Origin of the sequence: Streptomyces sp. NPDC046716 (assembly GCF_040645755.1) — a bacterium.
In the GTDB taxonomy this organism is placed as follows: domain Bacteria; phylum Actinomycetota; class Actinomycetes; order Streptomycetales; family Streptomycetaceae; genus Streptomyces.
The window spans coordinates 71,755-89,503 of sequence record NZ_JBEYYU010000032.1; the positions used below are offsets into that span (position 1 = coordinate 71,755).

Annotated in this window: 15 protein-coding genes; 4 read left to right on the forward strand and 11 right to left on the reverse strand. The window is 72.5% G+C overall.

Annotated features, from left to right (window positions below; all coding sequences use genetic code 11):
* Positions 1–10 precede the first annotated feature (10 nt).
* From ABZ930_RS23725 to ABZ930_RS23760, 8 genes are all read right to left on the reverse strand, one after another.
* Positions 11–631 carry a VOC family protein gene (locus ABZ930_RS23725; protein WP_361550960.1) on the reverse strand — a complete coding sequence of 207 codons (621 nt, stop codon included), beginning with the start codon at positions 629–631 and terminating at the stop codon, positions 11–13.
* Positions 632–658: 27 nt separating this feature from the next.
* Positions 659–1,600 carry a 3-carboxyethylcatechol 2,3-dioxygenase gene (locus ABZ930_RS23730; RefSeq protein WP_361550963.1) on the reverse strand — a complete coding sequence of 314 codons (942 nt, stop codon included), beginning with the start codon at positions 1,598–1,600 and terminating at the stop codon, positions 659–661.
* Positions 1,597–3,342, reverse strand: a complete 1,746-nt coding sequence (locus ABZ930_RS23735) for a bifunctional 3-(3-hydroxy-phenyl)propionate/3-hydroxycinnamic acid hydroxylase (RefSeq protein WP_361550966.1) — start codon at positions 3,340–3,342, stop codon at positions 1,597–1,599. Before ABZ930_RS23735 ends, ABZ930_RS23730 begins: the two co-directional genes overlap by 4 nt.
* A 52-nt stretch (positions 3,343–3,394) precedes the next feature.
* On the reverse strand, positions 3,395–4,255 hold the full coding sequence (locus tag ABZ930_RS23740; RefSeq protein WP_361550969.1) for an alpha/beta hydrolase: 861 nt from the start codon (positions 4,253–4,255) through the stop codon (positions 3,395–3,397).
* Between the two features lie 199 nt (positions 4,256–4,454).
* Positions 4,455–5,468: a 4-hydroxy-2-oxovalerate aldolase gene (gene dmpG, locus ABZ930_RS23745; protein ID WP_361550972.1), complete on the reverse strand. Its 1,014-nt coding sequence runs from the start codon at positions 5,466–5,468 to the stop codon at positions 4,455–4,457.
* Positions 5,465–6,412, reverse strand: coding sequence for an acetaldehyde dehydrogenase (acetylating) (locus ABZ930_RS23750; RefSeq protein ID WP_361550975.1), 948 nt, complete (start codon positions 6,410–6,412; stop codon positions 5,465–5,467). The genes dmpG and ABZ930_RS23750 overlap by 4 nt, the downstream gene beginning before the upstream one ends.
* The gene (locus tag ABZ930_RS23755) at positions 6,409–7,233 is read right to left on the reverse strand and encodes a fumarylacetoacetate hydrolase family protein (RefSeq protein ID WP_361550978.1); all 825 of its coding nucleotides are present in this window, start codon (positions 7,231–7,233) and stop codon (positions 6,409–6,411) included. Before ABZ930_RS23755 ends, ABZ930_RS23750 begins: the two co-directional genes overlap by 4 nt.
* Before the next feature lie 78 nt (positions 7,234–7,311).
* A complete protein-coding gene (locus ABZ930_RS23760; RefSeq protein WP_361550981.1) occupies positions 7,312–8,076 on the reverse strand; it encodes an IclR family transcriptional regulator in 765 nt (254 codons plus the stop codon).
* A 100-nt stretch (positions 8,077–8,176) separates the two neighbouring features.
* Between ABZ930_RS23760 and ABZ930_RS23765 the strand changes: the two genes are divergently transcribed.
* Together ABZ930_RS23765 and ABZ930_RS23770 are read left to right on the forward strand one after the other, a co-directional pair.
* Complete coding sequence (locus ABZ930_RS23765) at positions 8,177–8,932, forward strand: helix-turn-helix domain-containing protein (protein ID WP_361550984.1); 756 nt, start codon at positions 8,177–8,179, stop codon at positions 8,930–8,932.
* A 251-nt stretch (positions 8,933–9,183) separates the two neighbouring features.
* Entirely contained in the window at positions 9,184–10,542 is a 1,359-nt protein-coding gene (locus ABZ930_RS23770; RefSeq protein ID WP_361550987.1) for an MFS transporter, read from the forward strand.
* 28 nt (positions 10,543–10,570) lie between these two features.
* Here the strand turns inward: ABZ930_RS23770 and ABZ930_RS23775 are convergent, their stop codons facing one another.
* Genes ABZ930_RS23775 through ABZ930_RS23785 form a run of 3 tightly spaced genes read right to left on the reverse strand, consistent with a single transcriptional unit; the run spans position 10,571 to position 15,578 of the window.
* On the reverse strand, positions 10,571–11,032 hold the full coding sequence (locus ABZ930_RS23775) for an SUKH-3 domain-containing protein (RefSeq protein WP_361550990.1): 462 nt from the start codon (positions 11,030–11,032) through the stop codon (positions 10,571–10,573).
* Positions 11,029–14,850, reverse strand: a complete 3,822-nt coding sequence (locus ABZ930_RS23780) for a DUF6531 domain-containing protein (RefSeq protein ID WP_361550993.1) — start codon at positions 14,848–14,850, stop codon at positions 11,029–11,031. The genes ABZ930_RS23775 and ABZ930_RS23780 overlap by 4 nt, the downstream gene beginning before the upstream one ends.
* Complete coding sequence (locus tag ABZ930_RS23785; RefSeq protein ID WP_361550995.1) at positions 14,847–15,578, reverse strand: WXG100 family type VII secretion target; 732 nt, start codon at positions 15,576–15,578, stop codon at positions 14,847–14,849. Before ABZ930_RS23785 ends, ABZ930_RS23780 begins: the two co-directional genes overlap by 4 nt.
* A gap of 261 nt (positions 15,579–15,839) precedes the next feature.
* Here ABZ930_RS23785 and ABZ930_RS23790 point away from each other — a divergent pair, with 261 nt between their 5' ends.
* Together ABZ930_RS23790 and ABZ930_RS23795 are read left to right on the forward strand one after the other, a co-directional pair.
* Positions 15,840–17,084: a cytochrome P450 gene (locus ABZ930_RS23790; protein ID WP_361550998.1), complete on the forward strand. Its 1,245-nt coding sequence runs from the start codon at positions 15,840–15,842 to the stop codon at positions 17,082–17,084.
* Positions 17,081–17,749, forward strand: coding sequence for a helix-turn-helix domain-containing protein (locus tag ABZ930_RS23795; RefSeq protein WP_361551001.1), 669 nt, complete (start codon positions 17,081–17,083; stop codon positions 17,747–17,749). The genes ABZ930_RS23790 and ABZ930_RS23795 overlap by 4 nt, the downstream gene beginning before the upstream one ends.

Here is a 17,749-nt window from a genome sequence, read left to right on the forward strand (position 1 = left end):
GGGGCGTCCCTCAGGGCAGGTCGAGTACGCCCGCCGGGGTGTCGAGGCGGACCGTGAGACCGGTCCGGCCCTCTACGACGTCGAGATCGGTGCCGAGCGCGACCAGCACGCGGCGGACCTCCGCCGAGTCCGGCGCGCTCGCCGCCACGGACCGCAGGCCCACGGCGGGCAGCCCGGCCGACGGATGCGCGGTCGCGCCCCAGTCGATGAGGAACGGGACCACGCCCGCGCTCTCGTCGAGGGTCAGCCGCCACTCCAGCAGGGTGCCGTCCGGCCGCCGCCTGCTCATCGCACGGACCGGACCGACCCCGGCCCCCGCCGCGAGCGCCGCCGCCACGGTGGCGTCCAGGTCCGGTGGGCGGATCGCCCAGGTCACCACGGCGGGAGCGGCGAGCCGGTCGATGCCGAACGGGCGCGGCCTCGCCGGCTCGGGCTGCTCCGGATCCGGCCCGACGATCTCCAGATAGGCCGAACCGCCGAGCCCCACAAGGAAGTTGCGGGTTCCGAGGCCGACGTGCGCGCCACCGGGCGCGGGCGCGACTCCGGTCCGCCGGGTGAAGTCGGCGACGGTCGCCGCCAGGTCCGGGGTGGCGAGGACGAGATGATCCAGCAGCGGGGGAGGGGTGGCCATCCGGGCACGCTAACAGCCCGTCGTCCGTCAGACGGTACGGGCGGCCATCACCCCGAACCCGGCGATGTACTCCTTGATCGGCCGGTAGAAGGAGTACGCCACCTCGTAGGGCCCCGCCGCGCCGAGCGCCGCGAACGCGGCCACCCAGGTCCGCACCTCGTGGGCGGAGTTGCCCGCGTCCCGCGCCATCCCCGCGGGCGTCATCGCGTCGACGGGGGAGAGGTCGCCCGAGGCGAGCGTCGCCATCAGGGCCCGGTCCCACTCCGGGTTGAGGTCCTGGATCGGGGCCGTGCCCGCCGCGAAGGCCTTCGCCGTGTCGATGACGCGCTGCTGACGGGCGTCACGGGCCGCCGCGGTGGGATGCCTGCCGTTGAGGAGCATGGCCCGCGCCGTGTCGTCGGCGGTCGCCCACTGCGGGACCGGCGGGTCGTGGGAGAGGCCGCCGGAGCCGACGACGAGGACGCGTTCGTCCCGGAGCCCGGCGAGGAAGCCTCCGACGGTCTCGCCGAGCCGCCGCACCCGGCGCATCGTCACGAAGGGCTCGGCCACGCCGTTGACGAAGACCGGGACGGTGGGCACGGTGTCGATGCCGCCGAACAGGATCTCCAGCGGCTGGATCGCCCCGTGGTCGACCTCCATCCGGCGGGAGATCGCCACGTCGATGTCGCGCTCGGCGACCCACTGGGCCAGTTCCTGGGCACGCTCGGTCGGGACGTTCAGCGGACCTTCGGCGGTGCCGTAGTCGCCGACGCCCAGCGCCTCGTACCCGATGCAGAACGGCGGCATCAGGTCGTAGAAGAAGCCGTTGTAGTGGTCGGGCGCGAAGGAGACGACCAGGGTGGGGTCGTACTCCTGCACGAAGGTCCGCGCGGCGGAGAAGGCGCCCTGGACCGCGTCGGCCACCTCGGCGGGCGGCTCGGCGAACTCCAGCAGCGGGCTGTGCGACATGGTGACGAGGGCGACGGTCACGACGAGGCTCCTTCGGTGGCGAGTTCCCCGACCGGCGCTGGCGCGGACACGGGGGTCAGCGAGGCCGCCGCGCGCAGGGCGGCCAGGGCCCGCGGCGCCTGACGGGTGAGGGACGCCGCGGCCACGAAGTGATCGGGGCGCAGCACGACCAGACCGCAGGCGCGCACGTCGAACCAGTCCTTGAGCGCGCCGGTGCTGTCGCCGACCACGGTGACGGGCTCGGGGGAGTCCGCGTACCGCTCCTCGGCCCAGCCGCGCTGGGTCTCCGGCATGAAGGACACCAGCTTGATCCGGTGCCGGCGGACGAACGCGAGGTCCGTGTCCGTGAGGTACGCCGTCGGGTCGGTGCCCCAGGTGGCGAGCGTCCACCAGTCGCCGGTGACGTCGTCGAGAAGGACGTCACCGGTGTCGGCGGTGCTGACCCTCGGCTGGATGAATTGGAGCCCGACCGGGGAGAGTTCACCGGCGGAGTCGAGGTAGGGCGCGAGCGCGCCGCCCCGCTTGAACCCCGCCCGCGCCCGGCCCGGCGTGAGCGTGGCCTGGTCGACCACGACCCCGGTCGCGTACCGCGGCATGGGCTTGAACCGCAGCTCGGTGAAGTAGGACTTCCACTTCGGTACGAGGTTGAGCGCGGACGCGGCGACGTCGCGGAGCGTGCCGCCGAGGCGGCCCATCTTCATGACGGTGCCCGCGGCCATGTTGACGTCGATCATGTCGGAGGCGTGCTTGCGGCGTTCCGCGGTGTACGTGTCCAGGAGGGCGTCGGCCGCGTCGCCCGCGAGGACGGCGCTGAGCTTCCACGCGAGGTTCGTCGCGTCGCGGATCCCGGAGTTCCAGCCCTGGCCGAGCCAGACCGGCATCAGGTGGGCGGCGTCACCGGCGAGGAAGACCCGGCCCTTGCGGAAGTCGGCGGCGACGCGGCCGTGGTGGGTGAAGGTGCGCTGGTTGATGACCTTCAGCGTCGCCGGGTCGGGAACGTGCCGGCGGAGCAGGGACCGCATGAACGCGGGGTCGTCGCACAGCTCGGTCGGCTCGTCGTCGTGGAGCATGAACTCCCAGCGGCGGATGCCCTGCGGCAGGCCGATGGAGACGTAGGGGCGGCGCGGGTCGGCGCCGAGATACACCGACGGGGTGCCGATCGGGTCGTCGGCCACGTCGACGACCACCCAGCGCGTCGACGGTGACTTCCCCTCGAACCGCACGCCCATCCACTTGCGGGTGAAGGAGCTTCCGCCCTCGCAGCCGACGGCGTACCGGGCGGTGAAGGCGACCGTCCCGACGGCCGCGCCCTCGGCGTCGAGCCGTTCGGCGGTGACCACGACGTGGTCGCCCCGGTCCTCCAGGCCGACGACCTTGTGGCCGAAGCGCAGCTCGGTGCCGGGGAACCGGTCGAGTCCCGCGGCGAGTTCCCTGTCGACCAGCGGCTGGACGAAGCCGTGCTTGCGGGGGTGGCCGAACTCCTGCGTCCGCGGGTTGTTGGTGGCCAGCACCCGGCCGGTGCCGTTGACGAGCCGCACCACGTGGTGCGGGACCGTGAACGGCCGCACGCGCTCCCACAGGCCCGCCGTGTGCAGGGTGCGGATCGACTCGTCGTCGAGGCCGACGCCGCGCGGGTAGTCGATGAGTTCGTGGCGGGCTTCCAGGACGGTGGCCCGCCGGCCGCGCACGCCGAGCAGATTGGCGAGGGTGAGGCCCACGGGCCCGGCTCCGATGACAACGACGTCGGTGTCGAAGGTGGTCATGGGGTGTTCCGATCGATTCGGCGCCGGTGCGAGTACCGGTGCGGTGGCCTGGTCAGTTGTGCGACAGGAAGTCGGTGACGAGGCGGTTGAACTCGGCGGCGTGCTCGATCATCGCCCAGTGCCCGCACCGGTTGAGCAGCACCAGGCGGGAGTCGGGGATGTTGGCCAGGAGCCACAGGCTGGTCTCGTAGTGCAGCACCCGGTCGTCCTTGCCGTGGATCAGCAGGGTCGGCGCCTCGATGCCGGGGATCGCGTCCCGGTCGACCTTGATCGGGATGGGGGCGCCGTGCGCGAGGCCCTCGACGTAGTTCGCGAGGTGGTCGGGGCGGGCGAGCGCCGCCTCCGAGCGGGCCCGGGTGAGCTCGGGCGTCGCGAAGCGCGCCTTGTCGTACGTCATGATCTCGACGAGCGCCTTCATGTTCTCCGGGCTCGCGTCCTTGTACGCCCTGACGAGGACCTTCAGGCCCTCGCTGGGGCCGTCGCCCGCGCCGAACAGGGAGGCCGGGCCCCGGCCCAGCGAGGCGCCCATCGTCACCAGGTGGGTGAGGCGCTCGGGGTGCAGCGTCGCGAAGCGGACCGCGGTGTGGCCGCCCATCGAGTTGCCGACGAGGGCGGCCTTCGGCAGGCCCAGCGCGTCGAGGAACTCCACGAGCGTCGCGTCGTGGTCCATGTCCGCGGTGGCCTGGGCGTCGGAGTCGCCCCAGCCCGGCATGTCGGGGGCGATGACCCGGAAGCCCGCGGCGGCGATCGCGCCGATGTTCCCCGAGAAGTTCGACCAGCCGGTCGCGCCGGGCCCGGAACCGTGCAGCAGCACGACCGGCACGGCCCCCGCCTCCCCGGCCTCGTAGTAACGCAGGCGCAGGCCCGACGGAAGGGTGATGTCGTGCGACGCGGCTTCCTTGGTGAGGGACATGACCCCGGCTCCTCGTTCTCTATATGCACGATAGCGTTTGTTATTTACACGCCAGTCACCATGATGCAACGCTCGCCCGGAACGAATGTCAAGAGGTTCTTGCTCACGTCGACTGAGCAGGTCACCGCGCAGGTCACAGGCCCGCGGGCACGCCGAACAGGGCCGGGAGACCTTCTCCCGGCCCTGTGGCGTACGCGCGTCAGCTCGCCTGTGCGAGTCCCAGCGCCACGTCGACGATCATGTCCTCCTGGCCGCCGACCAGACCGCGCCTGCCGACCTCGACGAGGATGGTGCGGACGTCGACGCCGTAGCGTTCGGCCGCTGCCTCCGCGTGCCGCAGGAACGAGCCGTACACCCCGGCGTAGCCGAGGGTGAGCGTCTCGCGGTCCACGCGGACGGGCCGGTCCTGCAACGGACGGACCAGGTCCTCGGCCGCGTCCTGGAGCGCGAACAGGTCGCAGCCGTGCTCCCAGCCGTTGAGGTCGGCGACGGCGACGAAGGGCTCGATGGGGCAGTTGCCCGCGCCCGCGCCCTGGCCGGCGAGGGAGGCGTCGACGCGGGTCACGCCCTCCTCGACGGCGACCATGGAGTTGGCGACGGCGAGGGACAGGTTCTCGTGGGCGTGGATGCCGATCTCGGTGGCGGGGTCGAGCACGTCCCGGTAGGCGCGCATCCGCTCGCGCACGCCGTCCATCATCAGCCGGCCGCCGGAGTCGGTGACGTAGACGCAGTGGGCGCCGTAGGACTCCATGAGCTTGGCCTGCCCGGCGAGCGTCCTGGCGTCGGCCATGTGGCTCATCATCAGGAAGCCGGACACGTCCATGCCCAGCTCGCGCGCGGTGGCGATGTGCTGGGCGGACACGTCGGCCTCGGTGCAGTGCGTGGCCACCCGCACCGAGCGCACCCCGAGCGCGTACGCCTGCTTCAGCTCCTCGATGGTGCCGATGCCGGGCAGCAGCAGGGTGGTCAGGCGGGCGTTGTCGATGTGGGCCGCCGCCGCCTCGATCCACTCCCAGTCGGTGTGGCTGCCGGGGCCGTAGTTGAGGGAGCCGCCGGCGAGCCCGTCGCCGTGGGACACCTCGATCCCGTCGACACCGGCCGCGTCGAGGGCGGCCACGATCCGGCCGACCCGCTCCGGCTCGATGCGGTGCCGGATGGCGTGCATGCCGTCCCGCAGCGTGACGTCCTGGATGAACAGCTTGGCGGCGGTCATGCGTCGGCTCCCTGGAGTGCGGTCGCGCGGGCGGCCATGGCCTCGGCCATCCGCAGGGCCGCGCTGGTCATGATGTCGAGGTTCCCGGCGTACGCCGGGAGGTAGTGGGCGGCGCCCTCGACCTCCAGAAAGACGGACACCTGGTGGGTGACCGGAGCCCGGGTGAGGGTGTGCACGGGCTGGTCGGCGGGGACCGGCGCGATCTGCACCCGCTGCTTGAGGCGGTAGCCCGGCACGTACGCCGACACCTCCTCGACCCGGCGCGCGACGGCCGCGCGGATCGCGTCCTGGGTGGCCTCGTCGGGCGCGTCCACCAGCGCGAGCACGGTGTCGCGCATGATCAGCGGCGGCTCCGCCGGGTTCAGGACGATGACGGCCTTGCCGCGCTCGGCGCCGCCGACCGTCTCGATGGCGTGGCTGGTCGTCTCGGTGAACTCGTCGATGTTGGCGCGGGTGCCGGGACCGGCGCTCTTCGACGCGATCGAGGCGACGATCTCCGCGTACGGGACGGGCGCGGCCGAGGAGATCGCCGCGACGATCGGCACGGTGGCCTGCCCGCCGCACGTCACCATGTTGACGTTGTCCGCGCCGACGTGGTCGTTCAGATTGACCGCCGGGATCACCATCGGGCCGATGGCGGCCGGGGTCAGGTCGACGAGTTGCTTGCCGTACGGGGCGAGCGCGGCGGCGTTCGCGACGTGGGCCTTCGCGGAGGTGGCGTCGAAGACGATCGCGATGTCCTCGAAGCCGTCCATGGCGATGAGCCCCTGGACGCCCTCGGCGGTCACCGGGACGCCGAGGCGCCGCGCCCGGGCGAGCCCGTCGGACGCGGGGTCGATGCCGACCATCGCGCCCATCTCGAGGGTGTCCGAGGTCCGGAGCACCTTGATCATCAGGTCGGTGCCGATGTTGCCCGAGCCGATGACGGCGACCTTGGTCTTCATGCGGTGGCCCCTTCACTGGCGGAGTCGTGGAAGCGGACGGAGACGGGGCCGAGTCCGCTGATGTCGGCGGTGAACACGTCGCCGGCCGCGGCGGGCACCATCGGGCCGAGCGCGCCGGACAGCACGACCTGGCCCGCGCGCAGGGGATCGCCGACGTCGCGCGCGGTCCGGGCGAGCCAGCCGAGCGCGGCGAGCGGGTCGCCCAGACAGGCCGCGCCGTCGCCGCTGGAGACGGTCTCGTCGTGCCGCTTCAGCGTCATCGTGGCGGTGACCGGCTCGAACTCCGGCAGGGGCTTGGCCGGGCCGCCGATGACGTAGAGCGCGGAGGAGCCGTTGTCGGCGACGGTGTCGCCGAAGCTGATGTCCCAGTCGGCGATCCGGCTGTCCACGATCTCCAGCGCGGGGACCGCGTGCGCCACGGCGGCCCGTACCTGGGCGTCGTCGAGGGGGCCGTCGGCGAGGTCGGCGCCGAGGACGAACGCGATCTCCGCCTCGACCTTGGGCTGGAGGAGACCCCCGAGCGGCACGGACGCCCCGTCCGCGACGCTCATGTCGGCGAACAGCACCCCGAAGTCCGGCCGGTCCACGCCCAGTTGCCGCTGCACGGCGGGGGAGGTGAGGCCGATCTTGCGGCCGGTGACGCGGCCGCCCGCCGCGAGGCGGCGCGCGGTGAGCAGCTCCTGGACGGCGTAGGCCGCCCGTACGTCGTCCCTGCCGATCAGATCGCGGACCGGAGCGCAGGGAACGCGGTCGGCGGCGGCGCGCAGCAGCCGCTGTGCCGCCTGTGCGACGGCGTCGTCGCCGGGGGAAATCTCGTTCATGCCCTCAGCTTGGACACCGGGGGCGACCGGCGCCCAGGAAAGAGTTCCGCCTGGCGGAACTCGGGCCGGATCCGCGGATCAGTGGCCGCGCAGCTCGGCGCGGCGGCCGAGCGTCGCCGAGATCCCCGCGGCGGCCGCGCGCACGCTGGTGGCGTGCCGGGCGGGCTGGAACCGGTGCACCGGTCCGGTCACGCTGACCGCCGCCACGATCTCGTCGGCCGGGCCGAAGACCCCGGCGGCGACGCACACGATGCCGACCGCCGACTCCTCGTACTCGAAGGCCACGCCCTTGGCGGCGATGTCGGACAGCTGCCGCGCCAGCACGTCGACGTGGGTGATGGTCCGCGGCGCCTTGCGCTCCAGGGGCCCGCTCAGGGTGGCCTCGCGGACCTCGGCCGGGGCGTGGGCCAGCAGGACCTTGCCGAGCGCCGTGGCGTGCAGCGGCATCCGCCCGCCGAGCCGCGAGGGCGAGTCGGCCTGCCGGTGGCCGCCCATCTTGGCGACGTAGACGACCTCCGAGCCCTCGCGCGTGCCCAGGTGCACCAGCTCGTGGGTGCGCACGTACAGGTCCTCCAGGAAGGGCGTCGCCACTTCGAGCAGTCCGCGCTCGACCGACGCGCGCATCCCGAGCTCGAAGACGAGCCCCGACAGGCGGTAGCGGCCCTGGACGCGGTCGAGCAGCCGGGCGGCCACCAGATCGCCGAGCACCCGGTGCAGCGTGCTCTTCGCGAAGTCGGTGCGCCGCTGGAGCTCGGCGAAGCCCAGGGTGGTGTCCTCGACGGTGAAGGCCTGCAGCACCGTGAGCGCCTTGCCCAGGACGCCGCTCGGCGCGTCGTCGCTCAAGGGGTCTTCCTTCCGTCCTGTCCGCCTTGACGACCTTACGTGAGCGTGCGCGCGGTCCCGGGGTGACGGTGTGTCACCACCGCGCCCGTAGACTGGGCGGATGAGCGACAACCAGGCGGAGGCGGACACGCGGAGTGCGCCGGGCGGCGGATCCGGAAGCGCCGCCGGACGGGGGAGCGGGGCGGCGGGCAAGGCCGTCGGGTCGCAGACCCTGGCGCGCGGGCTGCTCGCCCTCGAACTGGTCGCCGCGCAGCCGCAGGGCCTCGCCGTGCAGGACGTGGCGCAGCGGCTGGGCGTCCATCGCACGATCGCCTACCGGATCCTGGTCACGCTCGCCGAGCGCCATCTCGTCGTCCGAGCGTCCGACGGCCGCTACCGCGCGGGGTCCGGCACGGTCACGCTGGCGCGCGGCTACGCGGCGGGCATCCGCGAGGCCGCCCTGCCGGTGCTGCGCCGCACGGCCGACGAGCTCGGCTCCACGGTCGCGCTGATCTCGGCGGAGGGTGACGAGGCCGTGGCCGTCGCGGTGGTCGAGCCGTGGTCCGTGGACTACCACCTCAGCTACCGGGTCGGCAGCCGCCACCCCGTCGGGACCGGCGCCGCCGGCCTGGCCCTCGCGGCGCTCCGTCCGCCCGCAGGGGGCGAGCCGCCCGAGGTCGCGCGGGCCCGCGAACAGGGCTACGCCCAGACGTTCGGCGAGGTCGAGCCCGGCGCGTACGGCGTCGCCGTGCCCCTGCGCATGGCGGACCCGGCGCTGCACATGTGCGTCAACCTGATCACCTCGCGGGAGGACGTGGCGCGCGGATCCGTCGCCGCGATGCGTGCCGTCGCCGAGGAGATCTCCGCGCTGGGCTGAGCCGCACCGGCGCACGCCGTCCCGTCCCCGGGCCCCCACGTCGCGTGGGGGCCCGCCGCGTTTTCCGGGGCCCGGCCGCTTTGATCGATCATCCGGGCAGCTCTTGACACCCTCTGCGGCCGCCCGCAAGGTGTTCGCTATCTACAAGCGCTCGTGCGGAAAATGCACACCTGTCGCGTCGCGGCCGTGGACGATCCGGCCGCACCCCGCGTGCACCCCCTCCGCAGCGCACCGAACCCCCGGAGCCGCAGATGCCCACCCACGACGCTGCGCGTCGCGCCCAGTCACGGCGGATCGCCCTGTCCAGCTTTGTCGGCAGCGCCATCGAGTTCTACGACTTCCTGCTGTACGGCGCCGCCGCCTCGCTCGTCTTCAACGAACTGTTCTTCACCGACCTGAACGCGCTGGCCGGCACCATCGCCGCCTTCGGCACCCTCGCCGTCGGCTATGTCGCGCGACCGCTGGGCGGCATCGTCTTCGGGCACTTCGGCGACCGGGTCGGCCGCAAGTCGATGCTGGTGCTGACCATGACCCTGATGGCGCTCGCCAGCTTCGCCATCGGCCTGCTCCCCACCTACGACACCATCGGCATCTGGGCACCGGTGCTGCTCGTCGTCTGCCGTCTCGTGCAGGGCGTCGCCGTCGGCGGCGAGTGGGGCGGCGCCGCCCTGATGGCCATGGAGCACGCGAGCACCGAACGCCGCGGTCTGATGGCCTCCTTCGCGAACATGGGCGGCCCGGCGGGCGCCGTGCTCGCCACCGCCGTCTTCGCCGGGTTCTCCGCACTGCCCGAGGACCGGTTCCTGGCCTGGGGCTGGCGCGTACCGTTCCTGCTCAGCCTGGTGCTCATGGCGCTCGGCCTGTTCATCCGGCTGAAGGTCACCGAGAGCCCGGTGTTCGCCGAAGCCCGGCGGCGGGCCGCCGAACAGCCGGCCGCCCGGCAGGAAGCGCCCCTGCTCACCGTGTTGCGCCGCTACCGCAGGAACATCGTCCTGTCCTGCCTCGGCGGTTGCGCGGCACTCGTCCTGCAGTCACTGCTCGCCACGTTCATGCTCACCTACGCCACCGGCGCCGGCTTCGAGCGCTCCACCGTGCTGCTCGCCCAGACGGTCTCCTCGGCGCTGCACATCCTCACCATCCCCGCGTTCGCGATCCTCTCGGACCGGGTGGGCCGCCGCCCGGTCATGATCACCGGAGCACTGGTCACCGCCGCGGCCGCGTACCCGCTGTTCGCCCTGGTGAACAGCGGTTCGGTGACACTGCTGTTCGCCGCCTACATCATCGGCAACCCGATCCTCCAGGCCTCGATGTACGGGCCGATGGCGGCGTTCGTCAGCGAGATGTTCGGCACCCGCGCCCGGTACACCGGTGCCTCGCTCGGCTACCAGCTCGCCTCCACCCTCGGCGCGGGTACGGCGCCGCTCATCGCCAGCAGCCTGCTCGCCGCCGCGGGCGGTGGCACCCGGTCCGGCTGGGTCAGCGCCTATCTGGCCGGCGTCTGCCTGGTCAGCGCGGCGGCCATCGCGCTGACCAAGGAGTCGCACCGCGCGGACATCACGGACGGCACGCCCGCGAAGCCGCTGCCGGTCCAGGAGCCCGCCCGCGGCTGACGCCCCCTCGGCTCCTCGGCCCGGCGGCTCAGAAGAACGTCTTGTCCCAGTCGCCCGCGACCAGCGCGCGGACCGCGTCCTCGAAGCCGTGGCCGACGCGCTGGAAGCCCGCGTCCCCGTAGAACAGGATGTCGCCGTTCTCCGCGAGGAGCACGGACTCCTCCGTGGAGAACACGGTGCCGACCAGCAGGACGGGGGAGCCGAGCCGCTTGCCGAGGACCCGTACGTTCCGCGGCGTGGCGTGCGTGGACTCCAGCGTCGTCCCGACCGATGTCGTCAGGGTCTGCTCACGCTGCCGCCACAGCCAGGTCACGGTGATCTCGCCGTACCGCTCCAGGAACTCACGGAGCCGGGACGTGATCTCGTAGCCGTCCTCGGCGTACTGGCCGCACGCCTGCTCGACGTCCAGCTCGTGGAGGGTGAGGGACGCGGTCCCCGCCAGGTCGTCCCGCAAGGTCCGGAGCGCAGGGCGCTGCCTGGTGTCCGTCATCCCGTCAGGACCTCTCCTCCGAAGTCGGGCACCCATGTCGAGCAGTTCTCGCACATCTTGAACTTCTTGCCCTTCGTGTTGACGGTCACCAGATCGATGTTCTTGGGATCGGCGCCGTCCTTGATCGCGTTGGTGAACATACGCGGTTCACCGCAGACTCCGGGCGGCCGCCCGTCCGCACGCTGGGACTCGTCGGGCAGGGCCTCGCTCACCGACTGATGGTGTCCGGTCTCCGGGCCGCTCTCGCCGTAGTAGACCTTACCGGTGGTCCGGTCCTTGCCCACCGAGTAGGCGCCCGGGGGCATATCGTCGTCGCCGAGTCCCGCGGCGACGTGCTGCGCCCGCTGCTTGCCCTTGGCCATCAGCTCCTTCTTGAGGGCGTCGGACGGGTCCGGCATCAGACCGAGCGGGTCGCACCAGGTGTGCGGATTGTGCACGTAGGCGTCGGGGTTGGGCGCCGGGCCGAGACCGAGCGGGTCGGGCGTGGTGTAGCGGGCGGTCTCGGGGTCGTAGTACCGGTTGAGGTTGTAGTGGAGCCGGGTCTCCGGGTCGAAGTACTGGCCGGGGAAGCGCAGCGGCGTGTACGTGGTGCTGTCGGCCGACCATGTGGTGCTGCCCCACAGCGTCGAGACGGCCCGCCACGCGATGGTGTCGGTGGCCGGGTCGACGAGTTCGGTCGGGGTGCCGACGAGATCGGTGACGATCGCGAAGAACCGCCGGTCGATCTGCTCCTGCGGGATGCCGTCGCCCGCCGGGGTGGTGATGGTCTCCGACTGGGCGAGCGGATGCAGGCCCCGGTGGTCCCAGCTCATCGTGTACGGACCGGGGAGCGAGGGCGCGTGGACGGTCTGCTCGACCAGGGTCGACCCGTCCCAGGTGAAGTCGGTGCGTTCCTCGACGGCGGCACCGTCGGCGCCCAGCCGCTCCTTGGCGATCCGGCGGCCGAGGGGGTCGTGGAGATAGCGCCAGCGGATGCCGTCCGGGGTGGTGACGTGGGTGAGGCGGTCCTCGGCGTCCCAGGTGTAGCGCCAGTTGGCGGGCTTCTTCGACAGGCGGGTGATCTGCCGCAGCACGGTGCGGCCCGCGTCGTCGTACTCGTACCGGACGCGTCCCGCGGCGTCGAGCCGGCCGCCGGAGAGCGTGCGTCCACCGAGCGCGGCCTCCGCCTCCGGCGCGCCGGAGGCGGGCCAGACGGCGTCCGTGAGGTTGCCGACCGGGTCGTAGGCGTAGCTCTCGGTCCGGTCGGCGTGCACGGCGGTGACCCGGCCCGCGGCGTCCAGTTCGAAGGCGCGGGGGCCCGCGAGCCGGTCCTCGACGCCGGTCACGGAGCCGTCACCCCGGTAGCGGTAGTCGCGCCGCTGCAGCACCGACTGCTCGGACCGGAGGATCTGGCTGGTGAGACGGTGCTCGGCGTCCCAGGCGCTGGCCAGGGTGAGCCGGTCCCCGAAGGTGCGCTCGCGCTCGTGGCCCGCCGCGTCGTAGGCGAAGTCGATCCGGCCGCCGGGGGTGGTCAGGGACGTGCGCCGGCCCGCCTCGTCGTACGTCCACAGACTGGTGTGGCCGCGGGGGGTGGCCCGGCCGGTGCGGCGGCCGAGGGCGTCCAGCGTGTGCGTGAGGGTCTGCCCGTTGACCGTCTCGCTGAGGAGGTTGCCCAGCGCGTCGACGGTGCGCAGCAGATCGGCGTCGGGCCCGGTGGCACGGATCAGATGGCCCGCCGGGTCGTAGGCGTAGCTGGTGAGCGCCCCGTCGGCCGTCTTCGCCGTCAGCCGGCCGACGACGTCGTACTGGTACTGGATCCGCTGCCCCAGCGGGTTGGTCCGCGCCACGAGCTGACCGGCGGCGTCCAGGTGATAGCCGACGCTGCGGCCGCCGAAGTCGGTCTCCGAGACCAACTGGCCGGCCGCGTCGTAGGTGTACGTCCAGGATTGCCCGAGCGCGTCGGTGACGGACACGAGCTGCATGTGCGCGTCGTAGTCGAACGTCAGCCGGGTGCCGTCGGGGTCGACGCGCTCGGCGAGGGTCTCGAACGGCGTGTACGCGAAGCGCGTGACCTGGCCGAGCCGGTCGGTGTGCGCGAGGACGTTGCCCTCGTCGTCGTACTCCCAGCTCTCGGCGGAGCCGTCGGGCGCCGCGTAGGACGTCAGCTTGCCCTCGACGCTCCAGGTCAGCCGGGTGACGCCGCCCAACTGGTCGGTGACGGAGGTGACCCGGCCGAAGGCGTCACGCTCGTACCGGCTGCTCGCGCCCGCGCGGTCGGTGACCTCGACGGGGAGTCCGGCGCGGTTGCAGCGGATCAGGGTGGAGTGCCCGAGGGCGTCGGTGACGGAGGCGAGGTGCCCGGCCTCGTCGTAGGCGTAGCGGGTGGTCGCGCCGGTCGGGTCGGTGACCGAGGTGCGCCGGCCCGCCCGGTCGTAGGTCTGGTGCCAGGTCCGTCCGCCCGGCCGGGTGAGCAGCGTCGGCCCGCCCGCGTCGCTGAAGTACGCGGCCGTGGACTGCTCTCCGTCGGGGCGGACCACGGCGATGAGGGTGCCCGCGTCGCCGTACTCGAACCGGGTGGTCCGGCCGAGCGGATCGGTCTGCGCCACCAGCCGGTCGTACGCGTCGCGTTCGTAGCGGGTCGTGTTCCCCAGCGGATCGGTCTGCGCAACGATCTGTGCGTGCTCATTGACGTGGTAACGGGTCGTGTGGCCAAGGGCGTTGGTCTCGGAGTGGACCTTCAGGCCGGTGGCCGGGTCCGGTTCGCCGTACGTGAAGCGGAAGGCGAGCGTTCCGTCGGCGCCGCCCTCGGTGACGACCCGGTCCCGCTCGTCGTACGTGTACAGGTAGCGGGTGTGGTTGCGGTCGGTCCAGGAGACGATCCGGCCCTGCTCGTCGTTGGTGAACCGCAGCGGCCTGCCCGAGGAGTTGTACACCCCGCTGAGATGCCCGCCGACGTAGTCGTACGAGGTCACCAGCGCGCTGTCGCCGTTCTCCCCGGCACCGGCGAGCCGCAGCGCGGTGATCCGCCCCGCGTCGGTGCCGACCAGGACGCGATAGCCGCCGGAGTGCGTCATGCTCAGCGGCGTGCCGTCGGCGGCGTAGCCGAAGTCGACCCGGTGACCGGCCCGGTCGCGGATCCCGGTGAGCAGCGCCGTCCCTTCGCCGGGCCCGCCGCCGAACTCCCGGACCAGGCCCGTGACGACGTCGGTCAGGGTGTACTCGCCGTCGTGGCCGCCCGCCCTCAGGTCGAGCCGGGCACCGGCCGACGCCTGCACCGCCTCGCCGTCCTCGGGGTGCGGATAGGCCTGGGCGACACGGTCCGCGCTGAGGTACACCACGCCCTCGGCGTCGATCTCCAGGCGCTCGTCGAAGGTGCAGACCCAGTGCGGGCCCATCCAGCGCCCGGCGCGGTATCCGGACTCGTACGAGCGCTTGAACAGCAGCGCGAGGGCGCCGGGCAGGGACAGGTCCTGCTGCTCGATGAACATCCGGCCCGTCGCCATGTCCACCGGCTCGCCGCCCTGGCACACCGACTCCTGCGGGCGGCCCGCCTCGCGCGGGTTCTCCACCTGTTCGCGGCCGCCGCGTCCGCCGCCGGGGCCTCGCCCGGCGGCGCCCGCGTGCGGCCCCGGAAGGTCCTCCTTGCCGCCGCCCTTGAGGATCCTCTCCATCTCGGCGGCGTGCTTGGCGTCGTTCTCGACGTGGTTGTCGGCGACCTTCTTCAGCCGCTTGCCGGTGTCCTGGTAGAAGTCCCTGACGGCCTTCCCGGCGTCCTCGCCGATGGTCCTGGCCATCTTCTGCGCCCCGCTCTCCAGGGCCTTGACGATCTGGTTGCTCACTCGAACGTCACCCCGGCGAGCTTGGTCTGGAACGCCTGCGCGTGCGCGACCACCGTGTCGGCGTGGCCGCGCATCAGCTCGGCATGTGCGTGCATCTGCTCGGGGTGCACCGAGAACCCCTCGCCGACCGCGCCGCCGCCCCCGGCGGAGACGCCGAGCGCGGACTCGGTGGCCTGGAACACGAGCCCGGACACCGCCTTGCCCACCGTCTCCACCAGCGGATCCATGGCGGCCTCGATCACCTGACCGATGATGTACTGCTCCAGTTGCTGTTCGAGGAAGTCCATCAGCTTCTCCGCGGCCTCGATGACGAGCACCTCGGCCGCCTCGGCGAGCCCCAGGGTCGCCACCGCCGCCGCCTGGTCGGCGATGAACGTGGCGGCCAGCACCACCAGTTCGGCGATCGCCTCGCCCTTCATCGCCACGATCACATCGGCCGCGGCATCGAGGGCGGTCGCCACCGTGTGGCAGGCAGTGATCAGCTCGGTCATGTGGCTGTTCGACAGCTGCGCCCACTTCGCGAGCAGCGCGTCGTAGGACGCCCCCTGGTACGCCTCGCCGAGCTTCTTGATCGTCGCGGTGGAGTCCTGGTGCGTGTCGTCCACGTTCTCCGCGAACTCCCGCACGTGCGCGGCGAACTCACGGACCTTGTCCTCGTTGACGTTCGGCCAGTTCACCCCGATGAACTGGAGGAACGACACCACTTCCCCCGGCAGTTCGATCGCCATTGCGCCCCCGTCCCTCCTGTACCGGACAGCTCATCAGGCAGGCCGCTCATGACGGGGCAATGGGAAGGCAAACGTCCCAACAAGAGCACGTCATCGGCGTGCCAACCCCTCTGGCGCCGGGCCGGGAGGGCTCGTCGTGGAGGCGTCCGGCACGGGTTCGTTCCGGACTCTTCACGACGGAATCGAGCCATCCGCTTGCCTAATGCAGTCGTTTTAACTTGAGTGGAGGGCGAGCCCGGAACCTACGTCGGAGGCCTTCACATGCCCCAAGGGACCACGGACGAAGAAGCAGTTCGGCGCTACCCGTTCCCCCAGCCCGCCGCGCTCGAAGCGCCGGCCGAGTGGGCGCGGATGCGGCAGGAGTGCCCGGTGGCACGGGTCACGCTGCCCAGCGGGGACGAGGCGACCCTGCTCACCCGGTACGAACACGTCCGCACGGCGCTCGGCGACCCCCGGCTGAGCCGCGAGGGCGCCGCGAACGACGACGCCGCACGGGTGGCCGAGGGGGAGGGGGACATCTTCAACAGCCCGATGGCCCGCACCCTCAACGCCGTGGGGCACGAGCGATGGCGCCGGCTCCTCGGACGCTGGTTCACCGCCCGGCGGATCCGCGCCCTGCGCCCCGACATGGAGCGGGTCACGGAACGCCTGATCGACGAGATGACCGCACGGCCGGGCCCCGCCGACCTGGTCGCCGGGCTCGCCTTCCCGTTCCCCGTCCATGTCATCTGCGCCATGCTCGGCGTGCCCGAGCGGGACCGGGACGCCTTCAAGAGCTGGTCGGACACCTTCCTGAGCGTCACGAAGCACAGCGCCGCCGACATGGCCACGGCCCAGCGCGAGTTCGCCGCCTACATGACGGAACTGATCGCGGACAAGCGGGCCGCTCTCGAGGCGGGCCGGGTCACCGAGGGCGAGGAGGACCTGCTCACGCTGCTGCTCACCGCGCCCGACAGCGAAGGCGCCGTGCTGCCGGACGACGCGCTCGTCGCCACCGGCCAGGCCCTGCTCCTCGCCGGGCACGAGACCACGGCCGGCTTCATCGCCGTGATGGTCGCCCAGCTCCTCTCCGAGCGCGACCGCTGGGAGCGTCTGCTGGCGGACCGTTCACTGATCAGGTCCGCGGTCGAGGAGGTCCTGCGGATCGACCCGAGCAACGGGTTCGGCATGGTCCGCTACGTCCACGAGGACATCGAGTTCGGCACGGAGCGGGTGCCCCGCGGCACCACCGTCGTGTGCAGCATGTCCGCCGCCAACCGCGACGAGCGCGCCTTCACCGACGCCGACAGCATGGACCTCTCCCGCTCCCCGAATCCGCACCTGACCTTCGGCGCGGGCCCCCACTCCTGCCTCGGCCAGCCACTGGCCCGCACCGAGATGCAGACCGTCCTCGAGGTGCTGCTGCGCCGCCTGCCCGAACTCGAACTCGCGGTCGAACGGAGCGAGTTGCGTCAGGTCGAGGGACTCCTGACCGGCCCGCTGCGCGAACTGCCGGTGACGTGGTGACCGCGCCCGCGCAGCGCACGGCGGCCCGGACCGGAACCCGGTCACCGGCGACCCGGCAGGCCATCATGGCGGCGGCCGAGCGGCTCTACGCGGAGCGCGGCATCGCGGGCGTCTCCAACCGGCAGATCAGCGAGGCCGCCGGACAGGGCAACGTGGCCGCGGTCGGCTACCACTTCGGCTCCAAGACCGAACTGGTCCGCGCGATCATGGCCCACCACTCCCAGGCCGCCGAGGCCGTCCGTCAGGACATGCTCCACGCCATCGACGACCCCGACGACGTCCGCGCGTGGGTCGCCTGTCTGGTGCGGCCCGTGCCGGAGTACCTGGCGCGGCTCGACGCCCCGTCCTGGTACGCGCGCTTCTCCGCCCAGCTCATGACCGACCCCGGCCTGCGGGCCGTGCTCACCGACGACGCCCTGAACCGCCGGGCCGTCGCCGCCGTCCTGAGCGGACTGGGCCGGCTCCTCGGCCATGTGCCGGCCGACGTGCGCCGCAGCCGGAGCGAGATGGCGTCCTTCCTCATCACCCACACCTGCGCCGAGCACGAACTGCGGGTGGCGCACGGCGAAGCGCCGCCGTCCTCCTGGCGTGAGACGGCCACGCTCCTCACCGACGCCGTCAGCGGCATGTTCGCCGCACCCGCCACCCCCACACCGAAGGAGTGA